Source organism: Bacillus sp. FSL M7-0307 (assembly GCF_038627835.1).
Lineage (GTDB): Bacteria > Bacillota > Bacilli > Bacillales > Bacillaceae > Bacillus > Bacillus altitudinis.
The window spans coordinates 546,860-558,986 of sequence record NZ_CP152023.1 but is presented as its reverse complement, the minus strand read 5'-3'; the positions used below and the strand labels follow the sequence as shown (position 1 = coordinate 558,986).

Sequence of the window (12,127 nt, the reverse complement as noted above, 5' to 3'; positions counted from 1 at the left end):
ACATCACAAAACCTGTGACAAGTCACAGGTTTTTCTTCATTTAAATAGAGCTCGTTTTTAATTGATGAACTAGTTTTTGTTCATAACTGTGGATAATATCTTCATAACTTTCAATCTTGTAATCTAACCGTTTAATCGTTTCTTCGATTTCCTTTTGTTTGTCTACGAGTCTTTCTCTCTCATTGACCAAAATACGCTTCCTTGAGGACAATGTACGATCCTCTCCCTCGATAAATAAAGCCGTATATTCTCTAAGAGCATCAATTGACAGACCCGCATTTCTCATACATTTAATAAATTCTATCCACTGAATATCTTCTTCTGTATAATCACGAACACCATTTTCATCACGCCTGATCGGTCTAATTAAACCTATATTCTCATAATACCTGAGCGTAGCAGTAGATAAATCGAGCTGCTTGGCGGCTTGTGCTATTTTCATTGTTTTCACCCTTCTCTTCTTTCTCTTACTTGACGATCTCCCTTTTCCCATCATCTCCATTTTAATCGAGAAGACAAGATACTTTTGGCTCAAATCTTGATTCAAGGCTGATACTAAAGCCTGAATTCAAGCGATCTGAAGGTTCTATGTTGACTTAAAGTTCACTTTAAGACGTACAGTATAGAGGAAGGACCGAATCTTACTTTTGAAAGGATGATCAAGAATGTGTCAGACGCACCAGTCAAACGTTTTAAGTGTTTCCCATGCAAAAGCAAACTTTGAACGGACAACCATTGAACGAAGAGCACTTCGTCCACATGATATTTTAATTGATATTCAGTTTAGCGGGATCTGTCATTCAGATATCCACAGTGCCTTTGATGAATGGGGCGGCGGTATTTTCCCAATGGTTCCGGGTCATGAGATTACTGGAGTTGTTTCAGCTGTAGGGGATGCTGTCACGAAATTCAACATTGGTGATCGTGTAGGCGTCGGTTGTTTTGTCGATTCTTGCGGTACATGTGAATATTGCCAAAATGGAGATGAGCAATATTGCAAGAAAGGAGTCGTTCAAACTTATAATAACCTCGATTATGATGGAGAACCAACTTACGGCGGCTACAGTCAGAAAATTGTTGTGACAGAACGATTTGTTGTCAATATTCCTGACCAGCTCTCCCTCGATGTCGCCAGCCCTCTTCTCTGTGCCGGCATCACAACGTATTCTCCGTTAAAACACTGGAAGGCTGGGCCTGGCAAAAAAGTGGCGATTGTCGGAATGGGCGGTCTAGGTCATGTCGCCATTCAATTTGCACGCGCACTTGGCGCTGAAGTGACTGTATTAAGCCGCTCTTTGAATAAAAAAGAAGAGGCCCTGTCATTTGGTGCAAAAGACTATTTTGCTACAAGTGACCCTGATACGTTTAAGACACTAGCCGGTCAATATGATCTCATTCTCAATACCGTCTCTGCCAATATCAACGTGGATGCCTATTTGTCCTTACTTCGTGTTGACGGAACATTAGTGAACGTCGGTGCACCACCAAAGCCAGACAACTTCCATGTGTTTTCATTAATTACGGGGCGTCGCAGCATCGCCGGCTCACTCGTTGGTGGCATCCAAGAAACACAAGAAATGCTCGATTTCGCAGCTGCTCACAATATCGCACCACAAATTGAAGTGATCAACGCAAACCAAGTCGATGAAGCATATGAACGTGTGCTAAATAGTGAAGTGCGTTATCGATTTGTGATTGATATTTCAACATTATGATCGGATTCTATTTGGAAAGACCAGCTCAATGTCTGGTCTTTTTTTAATGATGGATATTCTGTTTTTCTTGTAGCAAGGATTCTTGAGGATATGATCAAAAACCACCCGAAATTTTCATGAAAAAATCTCACTTTTTTAGAACCAAATTTATTGACAGAAAATAAATAAACATGTTATTATTAAAAATTTGATTATTTTACCTCTAAATGTGGTACCCTTAAAGTAGATACATGATATGGAGGCGGATGATATGTTTCAAATTGGTGATAATATTGTTTATCCAATGCACGGAGCAGGTATAATTGAAGCCATAGAAGAAAAAGAATTCTCTGATGAAAAACAATCGTATTATGTCATTAAGATGGCCGTTAGCCATATGAAAGTGATGATTCCTACAAGGAAGATGTCAAGGTCAAAGATAAGACCTGTTACAGATATACTTGCCTTAAAGAACATCATACACACTTTCCAAAATGGAACATCAGATAAGTTATTGCCATGGAAAGAGAGATATAAAATCAACACAGACAAAATAAAAACGGGCCACATACTAGAAGGCGCTGAAGTGGTACGTGATCTCATGCGGATGAAGAAAGAAAAAAAACTGAATGCCAGCGAAAAGAAAATGCTTGACGATGCTCATGGTTATTTGCTTAGTGAGCTAGAAGTCATCAAAGGAATCACTGAAAAACAAATCAAGAGTTTCTGCTAATATTGTCTACCTGCTTCCCCATTTTTTGAATACATTTTCTCTACGAACAAATCCCTCTATCTTCGACCAGTAAAGAAAAAAGAATTTATTTAGGCAAATTCCGCATATTGTAAATCCAATATGCTATACTGTTGATAAACCTTTGAAGCATGAATTTTTTTACGATTACCTTGTAACATCTCCCTACTTGTACGTTGAGTAGGGTTTTTTATTGCAGAAATAAATGAAAACACAAAAAAACAGGCTCTCTACAGAGAACCTGTTTTAAAAATGAAGATTAAGCAGTTTTTTGAACGTTAGCAGCTTGAGCTCCACGAGAACCTTGCTCTACGTCAAAAGTTACTTTTTGACCTTCGTCTAAAGATTTAAATCCGTCACCTTGGATAGCTGAGAAATGTACGAATACATCGTCGCCTTCTTCACGTTCGATAAATCCAAAACCTTTTTCTGCGTTAAACCATTTTACTGTACCTTGTTCCATGTTTGTTGCCTCCTAGTGCGTTACCACACAATGTATTATACTATCCTTGCCCAAAGTATCCTCAAGACGAAAAGTCTTTCTTCATGCTATCCTTTACGCCGAACAAAAATAATTATTCTTATTGTAACATGAATCGGAAATTATTGCAATTTTTTAATATGTTAACTCGAAATTCATTACACAAAACGTTTATTTCAATTATATAAAAATCAGACTTCCTATTAGTTTTAAAAATATTTAAGTATATTAAAGAACGATAACATAAATATCAATAATAAATATTTAACAAAGTTGAATTTAAACATTATATTATTTGTTATATAATGTTTTTTTACCCATATTTTATTAAAAATCACATTATTTATATATACAATAGAAAATCATGTATTTTTAATTTGGAGTGATAGTTGGTGATAAAAAAATATATATTGATCTGTTTATGTCTTTTATACATTGTAGGTTGTGAAAAACATGAGACCACGAAATTTAAATTATCAAAAGAACATCGTGATAATAATTGGGCAATTTGTATGACTTTACCTAATAAGAAAATAGAAATAACAAAAACCCAACCAGTAAAAATTACAGTACTGGATAGTGGAATTGAACAAAACATACCCCAAATAAAAAAACATATTAAAAATACATACAATGCAATTGATCGCACTTCAGAAACTAAGCCATTTTTTCCACATGGAACAATGATTGCAAGCATACTTACTAATACTCAAATTAAAAATACAAAAATAGGAATTACCGAGAATACCAATTTATATGATATTCAAGTTTTGGATGAACACGGAAAAGGCGAGCCTTCTGATACTATAGAAGGCATAGAATGGAGTATTAAACAGGGTGTAGATATAATTAATTTAAGCTTTGGTTTTGCTAAAGATGATTCGCGTTTAAAAGCTGCTATTGAAAAAGCACATTTAAGGCGCTTCAACAGTAAAGAATTTAGCAAGTAAAAAGACTAGATCAGGGACTTATGATGCTGAATTAAGAAGAATAGGAGATTAAATATCATGGATAAAATCAAAAAATTCCACATAAATTTTACAAAAAATATGGAAATTCCTTTTTTTCAAGTTTCACCCCAATTAAGAGTTCGATTTGGAGTTGAACTTTTTGACAATGGGAAACTTAGTTTACTAAAAGATATATTATCCGAGACACTGGATCATCCACAAGAAATTAATGTTACCTTTATTTCGGGTTATATTAAAAATGATCGCAGGTATCGAGAAAAAACAAATATAGGCAAGTATATAAAGATCAAAAATTGGTCTGAAACCATTACTTATCACGATGAAATAGATGCTAATGTCATATTTACAACTATTAAAAACATTCGTTTTGAGGAAGTGTATCAATATATTAAAAGTGTTGTGAAAGGAATGCGTTCATCTTATATTGTTATTTATAATGAGAACTATCTTGTCTATATTAGCGAAGATGTGATCGACTTTATCTCTTATGACCAAAATCTAATACAAAATTTAAGAAACCACTATCAAGGATTGTATGACACATATTATGAAAAGTAAAATTAAACAATGCTCTTTATATTAAGCTTCTGATACAAAAATGCAAAGAAGCCATCGATAAGAAGAAACCAAGGGTTCATAAACCTTTGGTTTCTTTAAATACGGTTGAGAAGAATTTAACATCTCTAGGTTATTCATCCACTCACTAGACCTTCAACCTAGAAATTATGTATTGTACCAATCCTCCCAAAAGTTGATTTTATACAAATAAAAAAGCCGCTCAATTATGAACGAAATTTTAAAAATACATCTCTTCAACATAGGCCACTTCACTTTTATTGGTCTCGAAAGTCCCCATCCACTCTTCAAACAGGCATTCAATTAAGATTTTAGAGGTACGCCCGTAAATATCTTTAATCAGGCATTGGCTTTGAAACATTGATCCAAGCATCTTTTGATCTTCTTCACTTGGTTCAAGATTCATCTATTTCAAGCATCTTCCCTTTCACCCGGTTCGTCAAATGTAAAAACGACACCAAAGTTTCCTTTCTCATCATCATGTAAAGCATCCATTATTGATTGTGAGATGGAGAACTTAGCATTAATGTAAAAACGCACCTAATACGCCCTCATTCATTTGATACTCTATTTTTTGCTTTTGGTGAAGCTTGAACTATCCTGCCAGCTACATTTAGATAATACAAAAAACCAAAGGTCTACAACCTTTGGTTTCTTAGATGCGGCCGAGAGGACTTGAACCTCCACGGGTTATTCACCCACTAGGCCCTCAACCTAGCGCGTCTGCCATTCCGCCACGACCGCGTGTATGATGTGCTCATATATTCATAAGTGCACTGTTTAAAAAACAATGCGGGTGAAGGGACTTGAACCCCCACGTCATAAAGACACTAGATCCTAAGTCTAGCGCGTCTGCCAATTCCGCCACACCCGCGTGACAATGGTGAGCCATGAAGGACTCGAACCTTCGACCCTCTGATTAAAAGTCAGATGCTCTACCAACTGAGCTAATGGCTCATCTGCTATGCAGAAAAACATATATAAAAAAATGGCTGGGCTAGCTGGATTCGAACCAACGCATGACGGAGTCAAAGTCCGTTGCCTTACCGCTTGGCTATAGCCCAACGAATCAACATAAAAAATAAAACATGACCCGTACGGGATTCGAACCCGTGTTACCGCCGTGAAAGGGCGGTGTCTTAACCGCTTGACCAACGGGCCATATCATAATGGCGGAGAAGGAGGGATTTGAACCCTCGCGCCGCTCGCGCGACCTACACCCTTAGCAGGGGCGCCTCTTCAGCCACTTGAGTACTTCTCCATTATGGCTCCGCAGGTAGGACTCGAACCTACGACCGATCGGTTAACAGCCGATAGCTCTACCACTGAGCTACTGCGGAATAATAAGACATGTTTCATTATATCTATGCCAGAAAAATGTGTCAAGAATTTTTAAACGTTTCATTCCTGCTCCATTTGCGACGGCTTTTATAATTTAACATATACTAATATAACAGTCAAGCCTTTTCCCCTTCCTTTTTTAACTTCCCATGACAAATCCCGCAGACATATCGCGTGGTGTCAAATCGGCGCTTCCTCGTATAATGTCTTCCGCATCCTGTGCACACATAATAATGAAGCGTCACCGCTCTTTTTTTCTTTTGAACGGTCTTCAGCGGGGTACAAAAGCGCGGGGCTCCTACTTGTTGCAAGAGTTCACGAAAATCCCTGTCCCGATGCTGATAGCCCTTTCCTTCAAGGTGCAAGTGATAATGACATAGTTCATGCTTAATGATACCAATCAATTCGTCTCTGCCATGCTCCTCAAGATATCGGCGATTTAGCTCAATATTGTGTGTTCCAAGTAAATATCGCCCGCCTGTCGTTTTAAGACGGTCATTAAAAACTGCCTGATGGCGAAATGCCTTACCAAAGAACTGCTCTGAAATGTCTTCTGTTAACTGCTGTAACTCTCTTTCGTTCAATCAAGATCGTTCCTTTCTATAAAAACCTCGAACGGGACAATTTCCCCTCTGCATACATTGAAGGTACACCCACTGTTTTGATCAAAGGAGGAATGGGCGATGCCCAACTGGCTGAAAAATCAGATGCAGAAAGCATTTTATGAGAAAAATCATTATCAAATCAAATTGCTCAATCAATGCTGGTACTTCTATAGAAAAAAGCATTCAGTCACATCAAGGCACACCCCATCCTAAGGTGCGCCTCGTTTTTTGTTTACTCTGGTTTTAGCATCGATAGAGCTACCCGGCCCTTTGCCTGGTCAACGGAGTCTACCCATACGGTCACAATGTCACCAACTGATACCACGTCAAGCGGATGTTTCACAAAGCGGTTGCTTAGCTTTGAAATATGGACAAGCCCGTCCTGCTTGACACCAATATCAACGAATGCGCCGAAGTCTACGACGTTTCTTACCGTTCCTTGCAGCTCCATTCCTTGCTTTAAATCCTCTAATTTCAACACATCCGTTTTCAAAAGAGGTTTCGGTACTTCATCGCGCGGATCACGCTCAGGTCTTGTCAGCTGATCGATGATATCCTGGAGTGTAATTGGACCAATGTCAAGCTGCTGTGCGGCTTCGTCCAGCTTCACCTCAGCCATTTTCTCTTTTAACTGTTCTGTTCCAAGATCGTCTGGCGTCATGTTGATCATGCGTAAGAACTGTTTTGTTTCTTTATAGCTTTCAGGGTGAATACCCGTGCGGTCAAGTGGATCTTGTCCATCTGTGATGCGCAGGAAGCCGATACACTGCTCATAGGTCTTTGCACCAAGCCTTGGGATATCCTTCAGCTCTTTTCTGCTTGTGAATCTCCCAATCTCTTCGCGGCGCTTGACGATGTTCCCTGCGACGGCTTTTGAAAGACCTGACACATATTGCAGCAGTGCCTGTGAAGCTGTATTAACGTTCACACCGACTTGGTTAACAACCGTCTCTACCACAAAGGTTAACGAGCTGTTTAATTGCTTTTGACTCACATCGTGCTGGTATTGTCCCACACCGACAGATTTTGGATCTATTTTGACAAGCTCTGCTAATGGGTCCTGCAACCTTCTGGCGATGGAAATGGCACTTCTTTCTTCCACTTGCAAGTCTGGAAACTCTTCTCTTGCCAGCGCAGATGCAGAGTATACACTTGCCCCTGCTTCATTCACGATCAAATATGAAACTGGCTGGTCCAGCTCTTGGATCAAGTCTGCGATAAATTGTTCGGTCTCTCTTGAGGCTGTTCCGTTTCCGATCGCAATGACTTCAATGTTCGATGATTGAATGATTTCTTTCACTTTTTGTTTGGCTTCCGCTTTTTTCTGTACAGGCGGATGCGGATAAATGACGCCAATATGATGGACTTTTCCTGTATCATCCACGACGGCTAATTTACAGCCTGTACGAAACGCAGGGTCCACCCCAAGTACACGTTTCCCTTTCATCGGCGGTTGAAGCAGGAGCTTTCTTAAGTTTTCAGCGAAAATATGAATGGCTTGTTCCTCTGCTTTTTCTGTCAGCTCTTTTCGTATTTCTCGTTCAATTGATGGCTGAATCAGGCGTTTATATGCATCATCAATGGCCGCTTCAATGTAAGGTCTCGCCGTCGTTTGCTTGCCTTTTAAGACTTGTTTATCGAGGTAGAAACGAATATTTTCAGCAGGTGGTTCGATGGCTGCTTTCAAAATCCCTTCTTTCTCGCCTCGGTTGACCGCGAGTACACGATGAGGCACAATTTTTTTAATCGGCTCTTGATAGTCGTAATACATTTCATAGACGTTTTTCTCATCGTTTTCAACGTCTTTTCCTGATGTGACAAGACTTCCCTTTTGGTACGTCTCACTGCGAATCCATTTCCTCATATCAGGATCATCCGCAAGCTGTTCAGCAATGATGTGCTGGGCGCCCTCCAGTGCTTCTTCTGCTGTTGTGACTTCTTTTTCTTCATTGATAAAAGCCGATGCTTTCTTTTCGATCTCATCGTTTGGCAGCTTCAGTAAATACTCTGCCAGCGGCTCAAGTCCTTTTGCTTTGGCTACATTTGCCTTTGTTTTACGCTTTTGTTTAAATGGACGGTATAAATCTTCGACCTCTTGCAACTTATGCGCCTGCTCGATCTTCTGTTTTAATTCATCAGTTAATTTGTCTTGTTCAGCGATTAAGCGAATCACTTCTTCTTTTCGATTCATCACATTTTGGATATATGTATAGCGTTCAGAAATGGTTTGGATTTGCACCTCGTCTAGTGAGCCTGTCTGCTCTTTCCGGTATCGTGCAATAAACGGGACGGTGTTGCCATCCTCTAATAGCTGGATCACACTTCCAATTTGTTTTGTTGAAAGCTTTAATTCTGTCGCAATTTGTTTCAATAAAAAGTCAGATGTCTTCATACTTTGCATCCTCTCACTGTGTCTTCTCTTTTAGTGTATCAAAAAAACCGGCAAAACAGAAAAAAGGTCAGCTATTTCATGTAAGCTGACCAAGTACATAGGTGAGATCGTCCTTCTTGTCTTGTGTGTATGTTTCAAGTTGTTTGTCGATGTCTGCAACTGAATGGCTATGCTTTAAACACATTCGCATGTTTGGCACATTCAGTCCGTCGGAATACATAATGAATGTCGATCCTTTTTCGTAGGAATAGGTGTATGTTTTATATTTTCTAGGTTTACCTGATAGATATCCTGATGTCGGAAGTGGATAAATATAGTCGCCAGAAGGTGCATTCAAGATAAATCGGATATTGCCAACCGAACAATAGGTAAACTGCTGCTGGGAAAAATTCACCTTTAATATGGCTACAGTGGCCCCGCGTTTATTTTTCATGGCCTGATTGCATCTATCGATGAGGGTTGTTACATCCTCATGTCCATATTCTTCGACAATTTCGCTGACTAAAGAAGATGATTCATTGGCGAACTGGCCGCTGCCTAATCCGTCTGCTACAGCACAAATTAGTTCTTCATCATCTGCTTTAATAAAAAAACTGTCCCCGCAGCATGATTTTCCTTCTTTGTTCGATTGATAGATAATGGCGTTTACATGCTCATGCTGTTCGATCTGCTTCATTACCCTAGCTCCATAGACGCATCTTCTGACAATGCATCTCGTAGCTTTTTAACTGCCTTCCGCTGCAGCCTTGATACATGCATTTGAGATATGCCGAGTAAATCGCCTGTTTCTTTCTGGCTTTTATTTTGCAAATACGTGAGATTGATAATTTCTTTTTCTCTATCTGTCAGAACGTGAAGCACACTTTCAAGCATCATTTTTTGGTTTACACGTTCGTACCCTTCTTCTTGTGAGCCGACAACGTCTAAAATCGTCACAGTGCTTCCTTCAGAATCAGCCTCTACGCCTTGGTCAACAGACAGCGCTTGATAGCTTTTGCCCATCTCCATTGTTTCAAGAACTTCTTCTTCTGTTACATCTAGATATTCTGCAATTTCTTGTACTTTAGGTGACTTTTGTGTTTCCGTTGTCAGGTGATCAACTGCCATCTTGATTCTTGGTCCAAGCTCTTTAATTCGTCTTGGTACATGGACACTCCATGTTTTATCACGTAAAAAGCGTTTGATTTCCCCGATAATGGTTGGAATGGCAAATGCCTCAAATGATTTACCGACAAGTGGATCATAACGCTTAATTGCGCCGAGTAGACCAATCATTCCAACTTGTCTTAAATCCTCATGAAAGCTTTTTCCTTTGGAGTATTTCTTCGCGAGCATATCCACAAGGTTTGTATAACACTCAACTAGTGTCAGCTGCGCCTGCTCGTCTTGGTTGGATTGATAGCTTTGAATGAGGCGATCCACTTCATCTTTAGTTAGTTTCATAGTTTTGGATGGTTGTGTCATGGTCAACTCGCTCCCTGTTTAAAAACTTTGTCATTGCCACGGTAACTCCGGAGTTTGCTTGCACCTCGACTTCATCCATCAATGTTTGCATTAAGTATAAACCAAGACCTCCTTCTGCCAATTGATCCACCGTATGAGCAGATGTGTACGGCCCTAGGTCTTCCTGCTTTTGCTTAAAGTCAAAGCTACCGCCTTTATCAGCGACAATAATTTCTAGACGATCTTCATAGACAAGAAAGCGAACCGCTACCTCTCCATCTTCGCCATCTGCACCTTTATAGGCATGCTGAACTGCATTGGTACACGCCTCACTGACGGCAATTTTCAAGTCCTCAATCTCTTCGTAGGCATAGCCCATCCGGCTTGCAACGCCTGAAAGAGTCAGACGAATGATGCCTACGTATTCTGGTTTCGCCGGTATTTTCATCTCGATTAGATCTACTGATTCGTTCATTGTACCCCACCCTCTGACTTTGCAGAAATGTCAATGATGTCCTTTAGTCCAGTGATTTCAAACAATCTGACAAGCCGATCCGACAAGTTCTCAAGCTTTAATGATCCTCCTGCTTTTTGAGCCGCTTTGAACAGCCCAACAAACACACCTAAACCTGTACTATCCATGTAAGTAACATCCTTCAGACAAATGTCAAGATGCTCTCCTTGCTCTGCTTTGGGCATAAGGGTTTCTCTCAGCTCAGGAGCAGAGTACACATCGATTTCTCCGCTGACACTAATTTTCGTCTTATGATCTATTTGATGCTCTTTTACAGACATATTCATTATGCATTCACCTCGAAATTCTTGTTTCCTAAAGTTTTATATACCCGCATATTCACTTTCTAAACCTTTCTTTTAAGGACAAGTAAAGTAAAGTCATCGTGAAGCTGAAAATCTTGTAATTTGAGTAAGCTTGCATAGATAGCGTCGACCATTTCCTGCGCTGAATAGGAAAGATGCTCTGCTATGAGCGCTTTGATATCTTCGCGCTCTAAGAAGCCGTCCTCTGACTTGGATTCGGTGACCCCATCTGAAAATAAGATCACCATATCTCCTACGTCCAAATGCTGCTCATATTCCCTGTAATCAAAGTCTGGTGCGATTCCAAGGACAAGACCCTTTGCATCTAAATCGTAAAATTGATTCTCTTTTTTGCAATAGAAAAAGCCCGGCTCATGTCCAGCCGATGCGTACTTAAATTCATGTGTTTCTTTATTATAGCTGCCATAAAACATGGTGATAAACATGCTTGGGTCTACGTTTTGCTCGACCACACGATTAAGGGTTTTGAGCACTTTTGTTGGGCCGCTGCCTGACTCTGGCAAGGAATCCATCGCATACTTAATCATCGACATACAGAGCGCAGCTGGAATTCCTTTCCCAATGACGTCTGCAATCGCGATATTGATTGTATCGTGATCTGTTACGAAATGGTAATAATCCCCACTCATCTGTTTTGCCGGCACACTGATGGCTCCGATATCAAATGTGTCTCCTTCTGGAATTTTCGTTTCCAGAAGGGTTTGCTGAACATTTGCAGCAATTTCAATTTCCGACTTAATTTCTTGCTGGATGCCTCTTAGTGTTAAATGCTCCTGGTAGGCAAGGCCATATCCAATCATCACTTCAATTAAGAAGTCTAGTGAATGAAAGACATCTTCCGGCAAATCAGGGTAAAGCTCCTGAATCACTTTTCGGTGAACACTCACTATTTCTTCAGGAGGTATTTGATGCTCAATGGTTTTTCGGCTAAATTTTTGAGCTTGATAAAGCGATGTTTCAGTTAAATCACTGATATAACGACTGAGCAGCTGATGATACCGCTGCTCCATTACCTCCTTAAAATCCATGGTTT

15 protein-coding genes, 7 tRNA genes and 1 pseudogene are annotated in these 12,127 nt (G+C 39.8%); 6 read left to right on the top strand and 17 right to left on the bottom strand.

The genetic code is table 11. The features are described 5' to 3' along the window. Positions 1 to 40 precede the first annotated feature (40 nt). The gene (locus MHI41_RS02740) at positions 41 to 442 is read right to left on the bottom strand and encodes a MerR family transcriptional regulator (protein ID WP_017366673.1); all 402 of its coding nucleotides are present in this window, start codon (positions 440 to 442) and stop codon (positions 41 to 43) included. Between the two features lie 223 nt (positions 443 to 665). Between MHI41_RS02740 and MHI41_RS02735 the strand changes: the two genes are divergently transcribed. Both MHI41_RS02735 and MHI41_RS02730 read left to right on the top strand, forming a co-directional pair. Continuing rightward, entirely contained in the window at positions 666 to 1,715 is a 1,050-nt protein-coding gene (locus MHI41_RS02735; protein ID WP_342494515.1) for an NAD(P)-dependent alcohol dehydrogenase, read from the top strand. Positions 1,716 to 1,965: 250 nt separating this feature from the next. Then, complete coding sequence (locus MHI41_RS02730; protein ID WP_050826994.1) at positions 1,966 to 2,427, top strand: CarD family transcriptional regulator; 462 nt, start codon at positions 1,966 to 1,968, stop codon at positions 2,425 to 2,427. 277 nt (positions 2,428 to 2,704) lie between these two features. On the opposite strand, the gene MHI41_RS02725 is transcribed toward MHI41_RS02730, so the two are convergent. After that, positions 2,705 to 2,908, bottom strand: a complete 204-nt coding sequence (locus MHI41_RS02725; RefSeq protein WP_003214229.1) for a cold-shock protein — start codon at positions 2,906 to 2,908, stop codon at positions 2,705 to 2,707. A 530-nt stretch (positions 2,909 to 3,438) separates the two neighbouring features. On the opposite strand from MHI41_RS02725, the gene MHI41_RS02720 reads away from it, so the two are divergent. From MHI41_RS02720 to MHI41_RS02710, 3 genes and pseudogenes are all read left to right on the top strand, one after another. Continuing rightward, complete coding sequence (locus MHI41_RS02720) at positions 3,439 to 3,876, top strand: S8 family serine peptidase (protein ID WP_342494760.1); 438 nt, start codon at positions 3,439 to 3,441, stop codon at positions 3,874 to 3,876. Next, positions 3,845 to 3,928, top strand: a pseudogene (locus MHI41_RS02715) (toxin C-terminal domain-containing protein); the annotation flags it as partial. The gene MHI41_RS02720 and the pseudogene MHI41_RS02715, both read left to right, overlap by 32 nt. 5 nt (positions 3,929 to 3,933) lie before the next feature. After that, on the top strand, positions 3,934 to 4,455 hold the full coding sequence (locus MHI41_RS02710) for a hypothetical protein (RefSeq protein WP_342494514.1): 522 nt from the start codon (positions 3,934 to 3,936) through the stop codon (positions 4,453 to 4,455). Between the two features lie 238 nt (positions 4,456 to 4,693). On the opposite strand, the gene MHI41_RS02705 is transcribed toward MHI41_RS02710, so the two are convergent. From MHI41_RS02705 to MHI41_RS02665, 9 genes are all read right to left on the bottom strand, one after another. Then, the gene (locus MHI41_RS02705) at positions 4,694 to 4,879 is read right to left on the bottom strand and encodes an ATP-binding protein (RefSeq protein ID WP_057078423.1); all 186 of its coding nucleotides are present in this window, start codon (positions 4,877 to 4,879) and stop codon (positions 4,694 to 4,696) included. A 254-nt stretch (positions 4,880 to 5,133) separates the two neighbouring features. Beyond that, positions 5,134 to 5,217, bottom strand: a tRNA-Leu gene (locus MHI41_RS02700). Positions 5,218 to 5,264: 47 nt separating this feature from the next. Next, positions 5,265 to 5,347, bottom strand: a tRNA-Leu gene (locus tag MHI41_RS02695). A gap of 7 nt (positions 5,348 to 5,354) precedes the next feature. Further along, a tRNA-Lys gene (locus MHI41_RS02690) sits at positions 5,355 to 5,430 on the bottom strand. A 32-nt stretch (positions 5,431 to 5,462) separates the two neighbouring features. Next, positions 5,463 to 5,537: transfer RNA gene (locus MHI41_RS02685), tRNA-Gln, on the bottom strand. A gap of 25 nt (positions 5,538 to 5,562) precedes the next feature. Continuing rightward, positions 5,563 to 5,634: transfer RNA gene (locus MHI41_RS02680), tRNA-Glu, on the bottom strand. Positions 5,635 to 5,643: 9 nt separating this feature from the next. Then, a tRNA-Ser gene (locus tag MHI41_RS02675) sits at positions 5,644 to 5,734 on the bottom strand. 4 nt (positions 5,735 to 5,738) lie between these two features. Next, positions 5,739 to 5,813: transfer RNA gene (locus MHI41_RS02670), tRNA-Asn, on the bottom strand. 117 nt (positions 5,814 to 5,930) lie between these two features. Beyond that, positions 5,931 to 6,398: a SprT family protein gene (locus MHI41_RS02665; RefSeq protein ID WP_046527094.1), complete on the bottom strand. Its 468-nt coding sequence runs from the start codon at positions 6,396 to 6,398 to the stop codon at positions 5,931 to 5,933. Positions 6,399 to 6,497: 99 nt separating this feature from the next. Between MHI41_RS02665 and cmpA the strand changes: the two genes are divergently transcribed. Next, positions 6,498 to 6,632 carry a cortex morphogenetic protein CmpA gene (cmpA, locus tag MHI41_RS02660; RefSeq protein WP_008346893.1) on the top strand — a complete coding sequence of 45 codons (135 nt, stop codon included), beginning with the start codon at positions 6,498 to 6,500 and terminating at the stop codon, positions 6,630 to 6,632. Positions 6,633 to 6,651: 19 nt separating this feature from the next. Here cmpA and MHI41_RS02655 read toward each other — a convergent pair whose 3' ends face one another. The 6 genes from MHI41_RS02655 to MHI41_RS02630 all read right to left on the bottom strand — a co-directional run bounded on the left by MHI41_RS02655 (position 6,652) and on the right by MHI41_RS02630 (position 12,122). Continuing rightward, positions 6,652 to 8,811, bottom strand: coding sequence for a Tex family protein (locus tag MHI41_RS02655; protein WP_272512004.1), 2,160 nt, complete (start codon positions 8,809 to 8,811; stop codon positions 6,652 to 6,654). 76 nt (positions 8,812 to 8,887) lie between these two features. Continuing rightward, positions 8,888 to 9,487, bottom strand: a complete 600-nt coding sequence (locus MHI41_RS02650) for a PP2C family serine/threonine-protein phosphatase (RefSeq protein ID WP_342494513.1) — start codon at positions 9,485 to 9,487, stop codon at positions 8,888 to 8,890. Beyond that, complete coding sequence (gene sigB, locus MHI41_RS02645) at positions 9,487 to 10,275, bottom strand: RNA polymerase sigma factor SigB (protein WP_012009000.1); 789 nt, start codon at positions 10,273 to 10,275, stop codon at positions 9,487 to 9,489. Before sigB ends, MHI41_RS02650 begins: the two co-directional genes overlap by 1 nt. Further along, a complete protein-coding gene (gene rsbW, locus MHI41_RS02640) occupies positions 10,241 to 10,729 on the bottom strand; it encodes an anti-sigma B factor RsbW (RefSeq protein WP_007496471.1) in 489 nt (162 codons plus the stop codon). The genes sigB and rsbW overlap by 35 nt, the downstream gene beginning before the upstream one ends. Next, positions 10,726 to 11,055 (bottom strand): anti-sigma factor antagonist, encoded by a 330-nt coding sequence (locus tag MHI41_RS02635; protein ID WP_019744215.1) that lies wholly within the window; start codon positions 11,053 to 11,055, stop codon positions 10,726 to 10,728. The genes rsbW and MHI41_RS02635 overlap by 4 nt, the downstream gene beginning before the upstream one ends. Before the next feature lie 59 nt (positions 11,056 to 11,114). After that, the gene (locus MHI41_RS02630; RefSeq protein ID WP_008346904.1) at positions 11,115 to 12,122 is read right to left on the bottom strand and encodes a PP2C family protein-serine/threonine phosphatase; all 1,008 of its coding nucleotides are present in this window, start codon (positions 12,120 to 12,122) and stop codon (positions 11,115 to 11,117) included. Positions 12,123 to 12,127 lie beyond the last annotated feature (5 nt).

Coding starts and splice junctions, on each gene's coding strand:
- MHI41_RS02740 (WP_017366673.1), bottom strand. CDS start 442: ATGAAAATAGCACAAGCCGCCAAGCAGCTCGATTTATCTACTGCTACG.
- MHI41_RS02735 (WP_342494515.1), top strand. CDS start 666: ATGTGTCAGACGCACCAGTCAAACGTTTTAAGTGTTTCCCATGCAAAA.
- MHI41_RS02730 (WP_050826994.1), top strand. CDS start 1,966: ATGTTTCAAATTGGTGATAATATTGTTTATCCAATGCACGGAGCAGGT.
- MHI41_RS02725 (WP_003214229.1), bottom strand. CDS start 2,908: ATGGAACAAGGTACAGTAAAATGGTTTAACGCAGAAAAAGGTTTTGGA.
- MHI41_RS02720 (WP_342494760.1), top strand. CDS start 3,439: ATGACTTTACCTAATAAGAAAATAGAAATAACAAAAACCCAACCAGTA.
- MHI41_RS02710 (WP_342494514.1), top strand. CDS start 3,934: ATGGATAAAATCAAAAAATTCCACATAAATTTTACAAAAAATATGGAA.
- MHI41_RS02705 (WP_057078423.1), bottom strand. CDS start 4,879: ATGAATCTTGAACCAAGTGAAGAAGATCAAAAGATGCTTGGATCAATG.
- cmpA (WP_008346893.1), top strand. CDS start 6,498: ATGCCCAACTGGCTGAAAAATCAGATGCAGAAAGCATTTTATGAGAAA.
- MHI41_RS02655 (WP_272512004.1), bottom strand. CDS start 8,811: ATGAAGACATCTGACTTTTTATTGAAACAAATTGCGACAGAATTAAAG.
- MHI41_RS02650 (WP_342494513.1), bottom strand. CDS start 9,487: ATGAAGCAGATCGAACAGCATGAGCATGTAAACGCCATTATCTATCAA.
- sigB (WP_012009000.1), bottom strand. CDS start 10,275: ATGACACAACCATCCAAAACTATGAAACTAACTAAAGATGAAGTGGAT.
- rsbW (WP_007496471.1), bottom strand. CDS start 10,729: ATGAACGAATCAGTAGATCTAATCGAGATGAAAATACCGGCGAAACCA.
- MHI41_RS02635 (WP_019744215.1), bottom strand. CDS start 11,055: ATGAATATGTCTGTAAAAGAGCATCAAATAGATCATAAGACGAAAATT.
- MHI41_RS02630 (WP_008346904.1), bottom strand. CDS start 12,122: ATGGATTTTAAGGAGGTAATGGAGCAGCGGTATCATCAGCTGCTCAGT.